The following is a 14724-nucleotide window of genomic DNA, read 5'->3' as shown; positions in this document are numbered from 1 at the left end:
ATTTGGCAGGGGCAGTAGGATTTGAACCCACAACCAATGGTTTTGGAGACCACTACTCTACCGTTGAGCCATACCCCTTTATGTATTAATAATCGTTAAATATATAATAATTACCGACAAAGACTATTATAAAATAGAAATCCTAATCAGTCAAGCACGATTTCTTAATTATGCTTATTTATTTGATATTAGTATGTAATTGCTTTAAATTTTAACCCTGGAAAATAATTAATAGAATATACTTAATATAGTCATACTTTTTTAACAAAAATGGCTTATTATTAAGTTACAGGCAAGTAATGATAATAAAAAAGATATTTACTAAAGTAGTTGAAACATCCCTCTTTTCAACTACTTTTTTTTGTTCCACACTAGAATATAAAAACATGTTTTGTGGAGCTTATACTAAGCCACTATTAATTATATAATTATATAACAGAGTATTTAAGGGAGTTGTTATACATGAAAATAGGTGTGCTTATGGGTGGAATATCATCGGAAAGAGAAATATCCATTCTTTCTGGAAAGGAAATTGTTAAAAATCTTGATAAAAATAAATATGAAGTTTATCCAATTATAATAAATTCAAAGGATGAGGTAATTGAAAAAGTAAAAGGTATAGATTTTGCATTGCTAGCTTTTCACGGTGCTTTTGGAGAAGATGGAACTATACAGGCTCTGCTTAATAGCATTTCAATGCCTTATTCTGGTTGTAATATGCTTACAAGTGCTATATGTATGGATAAAAAGCAAACTAAGAGGATATTAAAGGCAGAAAATATTAATACAGCGCCTTTCTATGTTATTTATAAAAATAAAAAAGTTGATTTTGAAAAAATTGAGTTACTTCAGTATCCTATGTTTGTAAAGCCTAATAATGGAGGATCAAGCATAGGCATATCAATGGCTTCAAATAAACAAGAGTTGGAGCAAAATATAAAAGAAGCTTTTAAATATGATGATGAAGTTATAGTTGAAAAATATATAGCTGGGAATGAATATACAGTTTGCATGCTAAATGGAGAGATTTTACCTATATTATCAATTAAGTCAAAGGGGAATTTTTTTGATTATAAATGCAAATATACTGAAGGAGAATCTGAAGAAATATTGGCAAAGATTCCAAACGAATTAGAAAATAAAATAAAAGATGTTTCAAAATGCTGCTGGCAGATATTTGATTGCAAGGCATATGTTAGAGTTGATATTATAGTAAGTAATGGAATGCCATATGTACTGGAGTTAAATACACTTCCAGGAATGACAACAAATTCGTTGTTTCCTAAAAGTGCAGCATTAGCAGGAATGAAATACAGTGTCTTGTTAGATAAAATAATTGAATATTCTTTATGAATGGTGGTAAAAAAGTGGACTATATTGAAGCAGCTAAAAAAATCAAATTAAATTCTATAAAAGTAAATTTTGATGTAGAAAATACTGAAAAATTACCTATTGGAACATCAAAGGTTGGTGGGCATCCAGATTTGCCAGAGGGCTTTAAATGGTATTATTTTAATGGAAGGGTTCCTCTTGAAGATTTTACAAAAAATAGACCGCTTAGTTTTATTGCTCAAATAAATTGTAAAGAAGTTAAAAAGTATGATTTAGATAATAGACTTCCAAGCACGGGAATCCTTTATTTTTTCTATGAACTTGAAACTATGTCCTGGGGATTTGACCCAAATGACAAGGGTTCAGCCAGGGTTTATTATTACGATGGAGATATTTCAAAGCTTGTTAGAACTGATTATCCAGAAGACATGCCTAGAGAATATAAGCTGCCTTCAATAAAATTAACCTTTGAAAGTGAAGAAAATATTCCGGATTATGAAGAAATCGAAGACATATGCAATGAGTATAATTCAAGTGGATATGAAATATATGATGAATTTAAATATAAAGGTAATATGGCGCCTGATTTTTCAAATAAGCTTTTAGGATATGCCGATTCTATTCAAGGCTCTATGCTTCATGAATGTGAAGGGGTTTCAAGAAAAATATATTGCGGCGGAAAATTGGATATTACGCCTGAGGAGCAGGAAGAAATAAAAGCACATAAAAGTGAATGGAAATTACTTTTTCAGCTAGGTACTGTTTCAAAGGGAGATTTTGAGCTTATGTTTGGTGATTGTGGAGAAATATATTTTTATATAAGAGAAGATGATCTTAAAAATAAAAACTTTGAAAATGTGTGGCTTATATTGCAATGTGGTTAAAAATAATAAATATATTTTAAAAAAGTATATTGACATGAGTTTAAAACATGATATAATTTAAACATAAGCAAGTTAATAATTCCTATTTGATTAATAGGAAATAAAATCGAATAAATATTTAGCATCTTATCAAGAGAGGTGGAGGGACTGGCCCGATGAAACCCAACAACCAGCATTTTTCATTTGAATGCATGGTGTTAATTCCTGCAAATTAAGTTTTGAGAGATAAGAGGATAATTAAGCTAACAGTATATAGTAAATTAATCCTCTTCATGGTAGAAGGGGATTTTTTATATACAGTTTTATATGTATCTTCAAAAAAGCAATTGAAAGATGTGCAAATATTAATTTGAATTTTTGAAAAATTACAAAATATCAAAATTAATTATTAAAGGAGAAATTAGAAATGAGTGAAGAAAGAAAGTTCGGTTTTGAAACATTACAAGTACATGCAGGACAGGTGCCAGACCCAGCAACAGGAGCAAGAGCAGTTCCGATTTATCAGACGTCATCATACGTATTTAAAAATGCAGATCATGCAGCAAATTTATTTCAATTAAAAGAACCAGGAAATGTTTATTCAAGAATAATGAATCCAACAACAGATGTGTTTGAAAATAGAATAGCAGCACTTGAAGGTGGAGTAGCTGGTCTTGCAACAGCATCAGGACTTGCAGCAATAACATATGCAATCTTAAACGTAGCAAGTGCAGGAGACGAAATTGTAGCAGCAAGTACATTATATGGTGGAACTTATGAATTATTTGGAGTTACATTAAAGAAACTTGGAATAAAGGTTGTTTTTGTAGATCCAGATGATCCAGAAAATATAAGAAAAGCAATAACAGATAAGACAAAAGCAGTATATGGAGAAACCATAGGAAATCCAAGAATAAATGTTCTTGATATAGAAGCAGTAGCAAACATAGCTCATGAAAATAAAATACCACTTATAATAGATAATACTTTTGGAACACCATATTTAATAAGACCAATAGAATTTGGAGCAGATGTTGTAGTACATTCAGCAACAAAGTTTATAGGAGGTCATGGAACAACTATAGGAGGAGTTATAGTTGATGGTGGTAAATTTGATTGGAGAGCAAGCGGAAAATTTCCTGATTTTACAACACCGGATAAGAGCTATAATGGTTTAGTATATGCAGATTTAGGAGCACCTGCTTTTGCATTGAAGGCAAGAGTACAACTTCTTAGAAATACAGGAGCAACACTTAGTCCTCAAAGTGCATTTTATTTCTTACAAGGCTTAGAATCACTTTCACTTAGAGTTCAAAAACATGTAGAAAATACAAGGAAGGTAGTAGAATTCTTAAGTAACCATCCAAAGGTTGCATGGGTTAATTATCCTGAACTTGAAAGCAGCCAATATAAAGAACTTGCTAAGAAGTATTTACCTAAAGGAGCTGGTTCTATATTCACATTTGGAATAAAGGGAGGACTTGAAGCAGGAAAGAATTTTATAAATAGCGTTAAATTATTCTCACTTCTTGCAAATGTTGCAGATGCAAAATCACTTGTAATACATCCTTCAAGTACAACACATGCAGAACTTAATGCAGAAGAACAAAAAGCAGCTGGAGTTACTCCAGATATGATAAGACTTTCAATAGGTGTTGAAGATGCTGATGATTTAATTTGGGACTTAAATCAAGCTCTTGAGAAAGCTTGATGAAGTAGCAGTATTTTAAAAAATTAAATAAACTTTTAATTAAATTTATTGACATTGACGATGATATAATTAATGATTTGAAAATATTAAATTGTATTAGAAAATGTATAAGATATAAAACTCAGGGACTGCAATTAGAATTAGTTTATTTACAGCCCCTGAGTTTTTATATTATATTTTTGAAAAATATTTTTTAATCACTTAAAGCATTTTTTAAGTCACTTATTAAATCATCTACATTTTCAATTCCTACTGAAAGTCTTAAAAGTTTGTCTGTTACTCCAAGTTTTGCTTTAACTTCATGAGGCATATCTGCATGGGTTTGTGTATCAGGGTAGGTTATTAAGCTTTCTACTCCACCAAGACTTTCTGCAAAAATGATTATTTTTACTTCTTTTAGTATCTTCTCAACGGTAGCTTTGCTATCTACATAAAAAGATATCATGGATCCAAAACCAGTAGCTTGGTTGGTCAAAATTTCATATCCAGTATGTTCTTTAAGTCCAGGATAAAGCACTTTTTTTACTTTGTTTTGAGTTTTAAGAAAATTTGCTATCTTTATAGCATTTTCCTGCTGCTTATCAAGCCTTACGGATAGAGTTTTTATACCTCTTAATATAAGCCAGCTGTCAAAGGGAGGAAGAGATGCGCCAGTAGAAACTTGAATAAATCTAAGTTTTTGGACTAAATCTTCATCGTTCACAATAATAAAGCCAGATAGAGTATCATTATGTCCACCAAGGAATTTTGTACCACTATGAATAACAATATCCGCACCTAGGTTAAGCGGTTTTTGGTAATATGGTGTCATGAAAGTATTATCTACCATAAGCAAAAGATTGTTCTTTTTTGTTATTTCTGAAACTTTTTTTATATCTGCTATTTTCATAAGTGGATTTGTTGGAGTTTCAAGATAGATTGCTTTTGTATTTGCTTTAAGGCTTTTTTTTATGTTTTCAATGATAGTTGTATCTGTATAAGTAACTTCAATCCCGTAGTCTTTATATATCTGTTCAAATATTCTATAGGTTCCTCCATATAAATCATCTGACACTATTAAATGCTCTCCACTTTTGAAAATTGTCAAGAGGCCTGATATAGCGGCCATACCAGAGGTATATGCTAAGCATTCCTTGCCATTTTCAAGTAAGGCAACTGTTTTTTCTAATTCTTCTCTTGTTGGATTCTGAAGTCTCGAATAATCATATCCTGTGCCGTGGTTTAAGCCTTCATGTCTAAAGGTTGCACTTTGATATATTGGGTAGCTTATTGCACCTGTTCTAGTTTCAAAATTACTGCTTCCATGGACTGCTTTTGTCTCAAAGTTTCTACAATCTGATTTCATAAAATTTCCTCCGATTTTTAATCTGATTTGAAAAATGTATTAAAAAACTGTTTCCTATCGTATAAGATAAAAAACAGTTTTTTAAACTTATCTTATCTTTCAGGATAATCCTGCAGGATTTAGCACATTCCTAAAATTAAGGATGCTGCCGGATTTCATTGGGCCAGTCCCTCCATCACTCTCGATAAGAAATTAGTATTAAATTGTCGAACATGATTTATTGAAGTTATTATATAATTTAATATTAACTATGTCAATACAATTTTTGACTAGAATAATATTGACATAATTAAAAAGCATGATATAATTTACTCATGAAATAAATCAATATTTCATATCGGATTACTATGAATTGATATAAAATATTAAAATCTTATCAAGAGAGGCGGAGGGACTGGCCCTGTGAAGCCCAACAACCAACATTTTGTTTGAATGTACGGTGTTAATTCCTGCAAATTAGTTTTGAGAGATAAGAGGATAAAATGGTATAAATTTAAATTTGTATAAAGATCCTCTTTTTAAAAAGAGGATTTTTCATGCAATAATTCATACTAAACAGATATGAAATATAATGTTTAATAAATATATAAAAGTTTTTTAGAGGGGGACTACATATGAAATTAAAAAAAGTTACTGCTGTTATTTCAGCACTACTTGTTGCAACTACCATATTAAGCGGCTGTGGAACAGGTAACAATAACACATCACAAGCGAAACCTGATACCTTTACTTATGGTATTGATGGTGATCCAGGAAATTCAGTTAATGTAATTACTACAAGTGATAGATATGGACTTACAGAAATAAAGGCATTGTATTCACCATTATATATGTATAATGCTGATAAAGTGCAATATTTCTTAGCTGAAAGCATGACTCCTTCTGCTGATCATTTAAGTTATACTGCAAAGCTTAGAAAAAATGTAAAGTGGAGTGATGGAAAGCCATTTACAGCAGATGATGTTGTGTTTACATATGATCAAATGCTTAAAGAGTCAAATGGGGGATGGGCGTATAGCCAGTTAATATTTGATGGCAAACCAGTTAAGGTTGAAAAAGTTGATGATTATACTGTTAAATTTACACTACCTGCAATAAGTTCAGCAGCAATGGAGCTTCTTGGAGATATATTTATAATGCCTAAGCATATTTATGATGGCGAAGCAAATATAGAAAAAAGTTCTAAAAATGCTAAGCCGGTTGGAACTGGTCCATATAAGTTAGCAGAATATAAGGCAGGACAATATGTAAAGCTTGTAGCAAATGATAATTATTTCCTAGGCAAACCTAAGATTAAGAATGTTGTATATAGAATAATTGAAGATGCAAATACTGCTCAGTTGGCACTTCAAAAGGGAGAATTAAATGCTCTTGTAGTTCAACCAGCAGATATAAGTAAAATACAAAAATCAAATAAAAACTTAGATATTAAGCCATATGGCGAAGGCAGAGTTGCATATATGGACTTTAATTTAAGTTCTAAACTAGTTCAGAATAAAGATGTCAGAAAGGCTATACTGTATGCATTAAATAGAAAAGAAGTGATAGATGCAGCGTATATTTCAGAAAAATATGCACAGCCTGTATATACTTTTTTACCAAATGAAAGTAAATTTAAGTCTAATGATGCTGAAAAATACGATTACAATTTGGCTAAGGCTAAAGAACTTCTTCAAAAAGCAGGAGTAAAAGGATTGAAGTTAAAATTAGCTTATACAAACAATAATGTGGCTCAGCAAAAGCAAGCGGCTATAGTACAGCAGGAATTAAAGGCAGTTGGCATCGATGTTGAACTTTTAGGGATGGATTCTACAGCTTTAAGTGAAAAAATGAAAAAGGTTCAGACGGATTTCGATTTAGTGTTTGGTGGATATATAATGGGAATAGATCCAGATACATTTAATTCATTATTTATATCAAATAGTGAAACAAACTATATGCATTATAAAAATCCTGAAATAGATAAGCTTTTTAATGAGGGAAGAATTGAAACAGATGAGACTAAGAGAAAAGAAATTTATAATCAGATACAAAAGATAATGCAGGATGATGCGGTGTTTTACCCGATTTTAAGTAATAACAGAGTTCTTGTTATTGACAATAGAATTGGTGGAATTAAAGAGGCAGGATTAGTTCCAGTGTATACATTTGAAGATATGTCAAAGCTTTATTATAAATAAAAAAATCCGTAATTTCAAGGGTCAAATTCTTAAAGTTTTTAATTCTTTAAGGATTTGGCCTTAAGGTTTATATATGAAAGGAGATATAAAATGGGAAAGTATATTCTTAAAAGAATAGCACAAGCTGTACCGCTGCTATTAATTATTTCAATAATATGCTTTACGCTTATTCAGTTAGCACCATATAATGCTGTAGATGCAATGACAAATCCTAAAATGTCAAAGAAAACAATAGAATTAATAAAGATAAAGTATGGTTTTGATAAGCCTGCATACATACAATATTTATATTGGCTTAAAGGAATATTAACAGGTCAGTTTGGATATTCAATAGTTACTCATGAAAGCATATTTAATGATTTAGCATCCAGGATACCAGCTACAATGATTTTAGTATTGCCATCATATATATGTGCGCTTATTTTATCAATAATATTAGGACTAATGGCAGGATTAAATAAAAATAAACTGGCAGATAAAATAATAGATGGATTTTGCTCTATTGGTATATCAATACCAACTTTTTGGTTTGCAATGATTTTGGTATTTATATTTGGATATGAACTTGGAATCCTACCTATACTTGGAATGCATACTATAGGGATAAATTCTACAGCTGACTTTTTGAAACATTTTATAATGCCTTTTATCGTGCTTACATTCGCGTTTATGCCAGAAAATACAAGATACGTTCGTTCATCTACTATTGGACAACTTTCGGAAGACTATGTTATGGTGCAGGAGGCCTTTGGAGCAAGTAAATTTGAAATATTGTTTAAACATGTTTTGAAAAATGTACTTCTTCCTATTATAACCAAGCTTGGGATGGCCCTTCCTATGTTAATAACAGGTGGTGTTATAACGGAAACAGTATTTGGTTGGCCTGGTGTTGGACCTTATTTTATTAAGGCGATTCAAGGACTAGACTATCCTGTTGTTATGGCAGTCATGGTTTTATCCTCAACACTAGTTATACTAGGTAACCTCATTTCTGACATACTTTATGTTGTGATAGATCCTAGGATTAAGAGTATGAGGTGATAAAAATGAAAAATAGAAGAATAGAAAATGTAAAAATAGAACTTAAGCACAATAAAGTGGCTTTGTTTTCAATAATATTTCTTGTACTTGTAGCACTAATATCAATATTTGCATTTTTATATCCATATAACCCCAATAAGACAAATGTAGGTATAATGCTTCAGCCACCGTCTCTTTCACATCCTTTTGGAACAGATGAACTAGGAAGAGATTACTTTGCAAGAGCTATATATGGAGGAAGAGTATCTCTACTAGTTGGAATTTTGGCTATGGTTATTTCGACTTCAATAGGTGTATTTGTAGGAACTGTAAGTGGATATTTTGGTGGCAAAATAGATAACTTGTTAATGAGGATGGTTGATATAATTTCATCAATACCTTGGATGATTTTAGTTACTGTTATCAGCATTTTTCTAAAACCTGGCTTTCGAACCATAATAATTGTAATTGGATTCTTTACGTGGATGGAGATATCTAGGCTTGTTCGTGCAGAAACTTTGTCGGTTAAAGAAAGGGAATATGTCTTATATGCAGTATCTACAGGAGAAAACTCAATGAGCGTAATAACGAAGCATATTATACCTTCAGTTTTTCCAACTATAATAGTAGCAGCAACGACTGGAATTGCAAATGCAATAATGACAGAATCATCTCTAAGCTTTCTTGGAATAGGAATACAGCAGCCTATGTCATCTTGGGGAAGCTTACTTCAAAATGCACAAAGTAATCTTCAAAACGCACCATATATGGCAATCTTACCAGGAATATTAATTGTTTTGACTATATATTCTTTCAATAAGCTTGGCGATATTTTGAGAGTATTTGTAGAACCTAAGACTGCAGCAGATAGGAAGTGATACTATGAAAAATAATATACTACTCGAGGTTAAAGATTTAAAGACTAGTTTTTACGACAAAGGTGAAAAAATTGAGGCGGTTAGAGGAATAAGTTTTAAAATTGACGATGGAGAAATTTTAGGTATTGTTGGTGAATCGGGCAGCGGCAAAAGTGTTGCAATGAAGTCTATACTAGGGATTGTTCCTAAAAATGCAAAGATTGAAAATGGAGAAATATTTTTTGAGGGTAAGGATATATTAAAGCTATCTGGTAAAGAAAAACAAAAGATTAAAGGAAATGATATGTCAATGATTTTTCAAGATCCTATGACGGCGTTAAATCCTTTGATAACAATAGGAAAGCATCTTGAAGAGGTTATTTTAAGGTATAATAAAATTACTAAAGAAGAAGCAAGAAAAAAGGCTGTTGATATCTTAAATTTAGTTGGAATACCAATGGCTGAAAAAAGGCTAAATCAGTATCCTCACGAGTTTAGTGGTGGAATGAGGCAAAGAGTTTTAATTGCAATGGCACTTTCATCTGAACCAAAACTTTTAATAGCAGATGAACCCACAACAGCACTGGATGTTACAATTCAATCTCAAATACTAAATCTTTTGAAGGAACTTAAGGAAAAGAAAAATATGTCTATTGTTCTTATAACTCATGATTTAGGTGTTGTAGCAAGTCTTTGCAGTAGAATAATTGTTATGTATGCAGGAATGGTAATGGAAGAAGGACTAGCAGAAGATATATTTTATAAACCAGCACATCCTTATACAAAAGCGCTCTTGAATTCAATTCCTAAGGTTGATGAAGATGAAAAGAAAAGACTTGAGCCTATTAAAGGAACAGCACCTTCACTTTTAAATCCACCTAAGGGATGCCCTTTTGCTGAAAGATGTTCTTTTGCAACTGATAAGTGTTTTAGAGAAATACCAGAATATAAAAGTATTTCGAAAACTCAAAAAGCAAGATGCTTCTTAGTAGAGGAAGGAGAAAAGTCATAATGAGTGAAACAGAAAAGAAGCTAATAGAAGTTAGTAATTTAAAAAAGTACTTTCCTGTGAAGGGCGCTTTTGGAATAAATAAAAATAAGTATGTTAAGGCTGTAGATGATGTTAGTTTTTATATTAAAAAGGGAGAAACTTTTGGACTTGTTGGCGAATCAGGCTGCGGAAAATCCACACTTGGAAGAACAATTACAAGGTTATATGACGTAACAGATGGAAAGGTGATTTTTGATGGCAGGGATATAGCAAGATTAGGTAAAAAAGAACTTAAGCCATATCACAAAAGAATGCAGGTTATATTTCAAGATCCATATTCTTCACTTAATCCATATATGAATGTTTCAGAAATAATAGATGAGCCTATGGCCATTCATTCAAATTTGTCTAGAGTTGAAAGAATGGAGAAAATTGAGGAACTTCTTAAAAGGGTTGGAATGAAAAAGTCGGATATGGAAAAGTTTCCTCATGAATTTAGCGGAGGACAGCGTCAGAGAATAGGAATAGCAAGAGCATTATCTATAGAGCCTGAGTTTGTTTTATGTGATGAGCCAATTTCTGCACTTGATGTATCTATTCAAGCGCAGGTTGTAAATATGCTTGAAGATTTTCAAAAAGATATGGGACTCACTTATCTTTTCGTAGCACATGATCTGTCTATGGTAAAGCATATATCTAGTAGGATTGGAGTAATGTATTTAGGAAAGATAATTGAGATATCAGAAAGCAGGAATCTTTATAAAAATCCACTTCATCCATATACTAAAGCACTTTTATCTTCTATACCTGTGCCAGATCCTAAAAAGGCAAGTGCAGCTTTAAATAAAATAATAGAAGGAGAACTTCCAAGCCCCATGGATATTCCAACGGGATGTAGATTTAGGACAAGATGTCCATATGCAACTCCAATATGCAGTGAAAAAGAACCAGAAATGAAAGAAGTAGATAAAGGACATACGGTGGCATGTCATTTGTTTTAAAAATTGTATTGACATAATATATAAGAATGATATAATTAAAATTAATAATTATTCCTATTTGAGTTATAGGAATACAAAATTGAATAAAATATTTAGATCTTATCAAGAGAGGTGGAGGGACTGGCCCTATGAAACCCAACAACCAGCGTTTTTCATTTGAATGTATGGTGTTAATTCCTGCAAAATTAAGTTTTGAGAGATAAGAGGATAATTGTGCTAATATAATTATAAAAATCCTCTTAATGTTTTAAGTGGGTTTTTTATTTTTATAAAGATAAAAACCTTGCAACTTGAAATTTATTTATACCAAAATGCTGTTTTATGGACATTATAGTACAAATAAATTTCAATAATTTAATACGCTTATCTATAGTTGACTAGAAAAACTAGAGACTATATTTACTTTTAAAATTGAGTAAATATAGTCTTTTATTTTTTACATAAATTAAAGGGAGGAAATTTGATGAGTAAAATTAATTTAAATGCTCAAGCTGTAGAAATAAGAGAAAACCGTCTTGGTTCAATTACTGGCTTTAATGGTACAGCAAGTCAACTTGTAAAACTTGGAAAATGTGGAAAGCTAAAAGATAGCACACGAAGCTTTAGCCAATGCATGGGATGTAGTTCTGGAAATGCGTTTTGCCAGCTTTCCATGATAAAGGATGCAGCAATTATTAATCATGCACCTGTAGGATGCTTGGGAGATTCTTTTGGGTTTAATTTTGTATATAGGGTTGGCCAAATGGAAAGGAAGCTTCCAAGGGCAATGGGAAGATATTTTAGTACAAATCTCACCGAAAAAGATACAATTTTTGGTGCAACTCAAAAGTTAGAAGAAACTATTCTTTATGTATATAAAAAAGTTAAACCCAATGCAATATTTGTTACAACTTCATGTGCATCTGGAATTATTGGTGACGACATAGAAAGTGTCACTGATGATTTGACAAAGAAACTTGGGATACCAATTGTTGCATGTTTTTGCGAGGGATTTAGATCAAAAATATGGACATCTGGTTTTGATTCAGCATATCACTCTATTGTTAGAAAAATAGTGAAACCCCCAAAGAAAAAGACCAATAAAATAAATATAATAAACTTTTGGGGAAGTCATATTTTTGATAATTTGCTTCATGAACTTGGATATGAAGCAAAATATATTGTTCCATTTTCAACGGTTGCTGAGCTTGAAAATATATCTGAATCCGCTGCAACAATACAAATATGTACTACACTTGGAACATATTTAGGAGCAGCATTAGAGCAAGTATATGGCGTCCCAGAAATAAAATCTCCACCAGCTTATGGAATTGCAGGTACAGATAGTTGGCTCAGAGAACTTGGAAGGGTGCTTAATAGAAAAGAGGAAATAGAAAAATATATAACAAAAGAACATGATAGGTTACTTCCTAAGATTAAAGAATATCGAAAAAAACTTACGAATAAGACAGCATATATTACAGCTGGTGCTGCTCATGGTCATGCACTCATAGCACTTTTAAGAGAGCTTGGATTAAATGTTAAAGGAGCTGCCATATTTCATCATGATACTGTATTCGATAATGGTGATCCTAAATCAGATGCACTTGCACATGATGTAAATACCTACGGAGATATTCCAAATTATAATGTTTGCAATAAGCAGGCGTATGAATTAGTTAATATTTTAAACAGAGTAAGACCAGATATAATGATTGCAAGGCATGGTGGAATGACACTTTGGGGAGCAAAGCTTGGTGTACCAACACTATTGATTGGCGATGAGCAATTTGGCTTTGGCTATCAAGGAGTAATAAATTATGCAGAAAGAATTTTAGAAACTATAGATAATAAAGAATTTGTAACTAATCTTGCAAAGCACAGCACAATGCCGTATACAAAATGGTGGCTTGAACAGGACCCATTTACTTTTCTTGGAGGTGGTACAAGTGTCGAACATTATTGAACAACCTAGATTTTCTTGTGCACTTGGGGCACAGCAGACAGTAGTTGCAATAAAAAGAGCAGTTCCAGTACTTCATTCTGGTCCTGGCTGCAGCGGAAAGGTAAGCAGTCTTATAGGACAGGGAGAAGGCTATGCTGGAGGAAATACAATTCCATGTACAAACGCTAGTGAATCAGAAATAGTATTTGGAGGAGAACAAAAATTAAGAAGTGTAATTGATGGAGCCTTTAAAGTAATTGATGCTGATCTTTATGTAGTGCTTACAGGCTGTACATCAGATATAGTAGGTGACGATATAGGAACTATAGTTTCAGATTATCAAAAAGCTGGAAGACCAATTGTAGGAGTTGAAACGGGTGGCTTTAAAAGTAATAACTATATAAGCCATGAGTTAGTTGCAAATGCAATTATAGATCAATATGTTGATAAGCTTAATGAAAGTATTAAAATTGAAAAGGGATTAGTTAATGTATTTGCAACAATACCATATCAAGATCCATATTGGAATGGAAATTTGGAAGAAATAAAAAGAATACTTGAAGGAATAGGACTTAAAGTTAACATTCTTTTTGGAAATGAATCAAATGGAATAGATGAGTGGAAAACTATACCTAATGCGCAGTTTAATATTGTGGTAAGCAATTGGGTTGGACTTAAAATAGCAAAGCATCTTGAAGAAAAGTATGGTACTCCATACTATCATTTCCCTTATCTTCCTATAGGAGGAGTAGAAACATCAAAGTTTTTAAGGGAAGTTGGAAATTTTGGTGAGCTTGATGAAAATAAGGTTGAAGCTTTCATTAAAAAGGAAGAAGAAAAATTTTATTCATTTATTGAGAGAACTGCAGATTTTATGCTGGAGTTTAGATATGGGCTTCCTAGAAAATTTTATACGATTTTAGATTCAAATTATTCAATAGGCTTTTCAAAATTTCTTTTAAATGAACTTGGAATAATACCAGGTAAGCAGTATGTAGTTGAAGATACACCAGAAGAATTTAAAAGTGCAATTATAAAAGAGTTTAATAAGATATCTGAATACAGATCAGCCGAAGTCAAGTTTTCAGTTGACGGAGGAGAAATACAGGATGATATAAGAAAAGGTGAGCATAAAAATAGAGCTTTGATACTCGGAAGTAGTTGGGAAAGGGACCTAGCAAAGGATATAGGTGCTGATCTTTTAATAATAAGTCCGCCTGTGGCTTATAGGTTGGTATTAAATTGCGGATATGCAGGTTATAATGGTGGATTAAGAGCTATTGAAGATATATATAATATTGTATTAAACACATATAGATAGCGAAGTAAAAATGCTTCGTCACATTAAAGAATTTCTATAAATCTAAGGTAAAAAAATTATAAAATCCTAAGATATTTCAATAACTCGCTGAAAAAATGCTCAAACAGATTGAAATATCTAAGTATTTTACAATTTTTTTACCGATATTTATTAGAACTTTTTTAAACTGTTCCTTCAGT

At 31.8% G+C, this 14724-nt stretch carries 11 protein-coding genes, 1 tRNA gene and 4 riboswitches; of the genes, 10 read left to right on the top strand and 2 right to left on the bottom strand.

The window, feature by feature from the left end; all coding sequences use genetic code 11:
* Positions 1–3: 3 nt before the first annotated feature.
* Positions 4–78: transfer RNA gene (locus ACJDT4_RS08450), tRNA-Trp, on the bottom strand.
* Between the two features lie 384 nt (positions 79–462).
* Between ACJDT4_RS08450 and ACJDT4_RS08445 the strand changes: the two genes are divergently transcribed.
* The 3 genes from ACJDT4_RS08445 (at position 463) to ACJDT4_RS08435 (ending at position 3906) form a co-directional block, all read left to right on the top strand.
* Positions 463–1353, top strand: a complete 891-nt coding sequence (locus ACJDT4_RS08445) for a D-alanine--D-alanine ligase (protein ID WP_406787124.1) — start codon at positions 463–465, stop codon at positions 1351–1353.
* A gap of 14 nt (positions 1354–1367) precedes the next feature.
* Complete coding sequence (locus ACJDT4_RS08440) at positions 1368–2216, top strand: YwqG family protein (protein ID WP_406787123.1); 849 nt, start codon at positions 1368–1370, stop codon at positions 2214–2216.
* 123 nt (positions 2217–2339) lie between these two features.
* A riboswitch (SAM riboswitch) is annotated at positions 2340–2448 on the top strand.
* A 174-nt stretch (positions 2449–2622) separates the two neighbouring features.
* Positions 2623–3906: an O-acetylhomoserine aminocarboxypropyltransferase/cysteine synthase family protein gene (locus ACJDT4_RS08435; protein ID WP_406787122.1), complete on the top strand. Its 1284-nt coding sequence runs from the start codon at positions 2623–2625 to the stop codon at positions 3904–3906.
* 193 nt (positions 3907–4099) lie between these two features.
* On the opposite strand, the gene ACJDT4_RS08430 is transcribed toward ACJDT4_RS08435, so the two are convergent.
* Complete coding sequence (locus ACJDT4_RS08430; protein ID WP_406787121.1) at positions 4100–5251, bottom strand: trans-sulfuration enzyme family protein; 1152 nt, start codon at positions 5249–5251, stop codon at positions 4100–4102.
* 89 nt (positions 5252–5340) lie between these two features.
* Positions 5341–5442: riboswitch (SAM riboswitch) on the bottom strand.
* 179 nt (positions 5443–5621) lie between these two features.
* A riboswitch (SAM riboswitch) is annotated at positions 5622–5727 on the top strand.
* A gap of 138 nt (positions 5728–5865) precedes the next feature.
* Here ACJDT4_RS08430 and ACJDT4_RS08425 point away from each other — a divergent pair.
* The 7 genes from ACJDT4_RS08425 (at position 5866) to ACJDT4_RS08395 (ending at position 14545) form a co-directional block, all read left to right on the top strand.
* Positions 5866–7431 carry an ABC transporter substrate-binding protein gene (locus ACJDT4_RS08425; RefSeq protein ID WP_406787120.1) on the top strand — a complete coding sequence of 522 codons (1566 nt, stop codon included), beginning with the start codon at positions 5866–5868 and terminating at the stop codon, positions 7429–7431.
* A gap of 90 nt (positions 7432–7521) precedes the next feature.
* On the top strand, positions 7522–8472 hold the full coding sequence (locus ACJDT4_RS08420) for an ABC transporter permease (protein ID WP_406787119.1): 951 nt from the start codon (positions 7522–7524) through the stop codon (positions 8470–8472).
* Positions 8473–8477: 5 nt separating this feature from the next.
* The gene (locus tag ACJDT4_RS08415) at positions 8478–9329 is read left to right on the top strand and encodes an ABC transporter permease (RefSeq protein WP_406787118.1); all 852 of its coding nucleotides are present in this window, start codon (positions 8478–8480) and stop codon (positions 9327–9329) included.
* A 4-nt stretch (positions 9330–9333) separates the two neighbouring features.
* Positions 9334–10320: an ABC transporter ATP-binding protein gene (locus ACJDT4_RS08410; protein WP_406787117.1), complete on the top strand. Its 987-nt coding sequence runs from the start codon at positions 9334–9336 to the stop codon at positions 10318–10320.
* Positions 10320–11300, top strand: coding sequence for an ABC transporter ATP-binding protein (locus tag ACJDT4_RS08405; protein WP_406787116.1), 981 nt, complete (start codon positions 10320–10322; stop codon positions 11298–11300). The genes ACJDT4_RS08410 and ACJDT4_RS08405 overlap by 1 nt, the downstream gene beginning before the upstream one ends.
* A gap of 96 nt (positions 11301–11396) precedes the next feature.
* Positions 11397–11506, top strand: a riboswitch (SAM riboswitch).
* Positions 11507–11763: 257 nt separating this feature from the next.
* Positions 11764–13245, top strand: a complete 1482-nt coding sequence (locus tag ACJDT4_RS08400) for a nitrogenase component 1 (protein ID WP_406787115.1) — start codon at positions 11764–11766, stop codon at positions 13243–13245.
* Positions 13229–14545 carry a nitrogenase component 1 gene (locus ACJDT4_RS08395; protein WP_406787114.1) on the top strand — a complete coding sequence of 439 codons (1317 nt, stop codon included), beginning with the start codon at positions 13229–13231 and terminating at the stop codon, positions 14543–14545. The genes ACJDT4_RS08400 and ACJDT4_RS08395 overlap by 17 nt, the downstream gene beginning before the upstream one ends.
* Positions 14546–14724 lie beyond the last annotated feature (179 nt).

The sequence above is a fragment of the Clostridium neuense genome (assembly GCF_045310695.1).
Taxonomy (GTDB): Bacteria; Bacillota; Clostridia; order Clostridiales; family Clostridiaceae; genus Clostridium_S; species Clostridium_S neuense.
Note: the sequence above shows the minus strand (reverse complement) of the source record. Positions and strands in the feature narration are given on the sequence as shown.

Excerpts from the sequence above, each read along its gene's own strand:
- ACJDT4_RS08445 (WP_406787124.1), top strand. The coding sequence starts at position 463 with ATGAAAATAGGTGTGCTTATGGGTGGAATATCATCGGAAAGAGAAATA.
- ACJDT4_RS08435 (WP_406787122.1), top strand. The coding sequence starts at position 2,623 with ATGAGTGAAGAAAGAAAGTTCGGTTTTGAAACATTACAAGTACATGCA.
- ACJDT4_RS08430 (WP_406787121.1), bottom strand. The coding sequence starts at position 5,251 with ATGAAATCAGATTGTAGAAACTTTGAGACAAAAGCAGTCCATGGAAGC.
- ACJDT4_RS08425 (WP_406787120.1), top strand. The coding sequence starts at position 5,866 with ATGAAATTAAAAAAAGTTACTGCTGTTATTTCAGCACTACTTGTTGCA.
- ACJDT4_RS08420 (WP_406787119.1), top strand. The coding sequence starts at position 7,522 with ATGGGAAAGTATATTCTTAAAAGAATAGCACAAGCTGTACCGCTGCTA.
- ACJDT4_RS08415 (WP_406787118.1), top strand. The coding sequence starts at position 8,478 with ATGAAAAATAGAAGAATAGAAAATGTAAAAATAGAACTTAAGCACAAT.
- ACJDT4_RS08410 (WP_406787117.1), top strand. The coding sequence starts at position 9,334 with ATGAAAAATAATATACTACTCGAGGTTAAAGATTTAAAGACTAGTTTT.
- ACJDT4_RS08405 (WP_406787116.1), top strand. The coding sequence starts at position 10,320 with ATGAGTGAAACAGAAAAGAAGCTAATAGAAGTTAGTAATTTAAAAAAG.
- ACJDT4_RS08400 (WP_406787115.1), top strand. The coding sequence starts at position 11,764 with ATGAGTAAAATTAATTTAAATGCTCAAGCTGTAGAAATAAGAGAAAAC.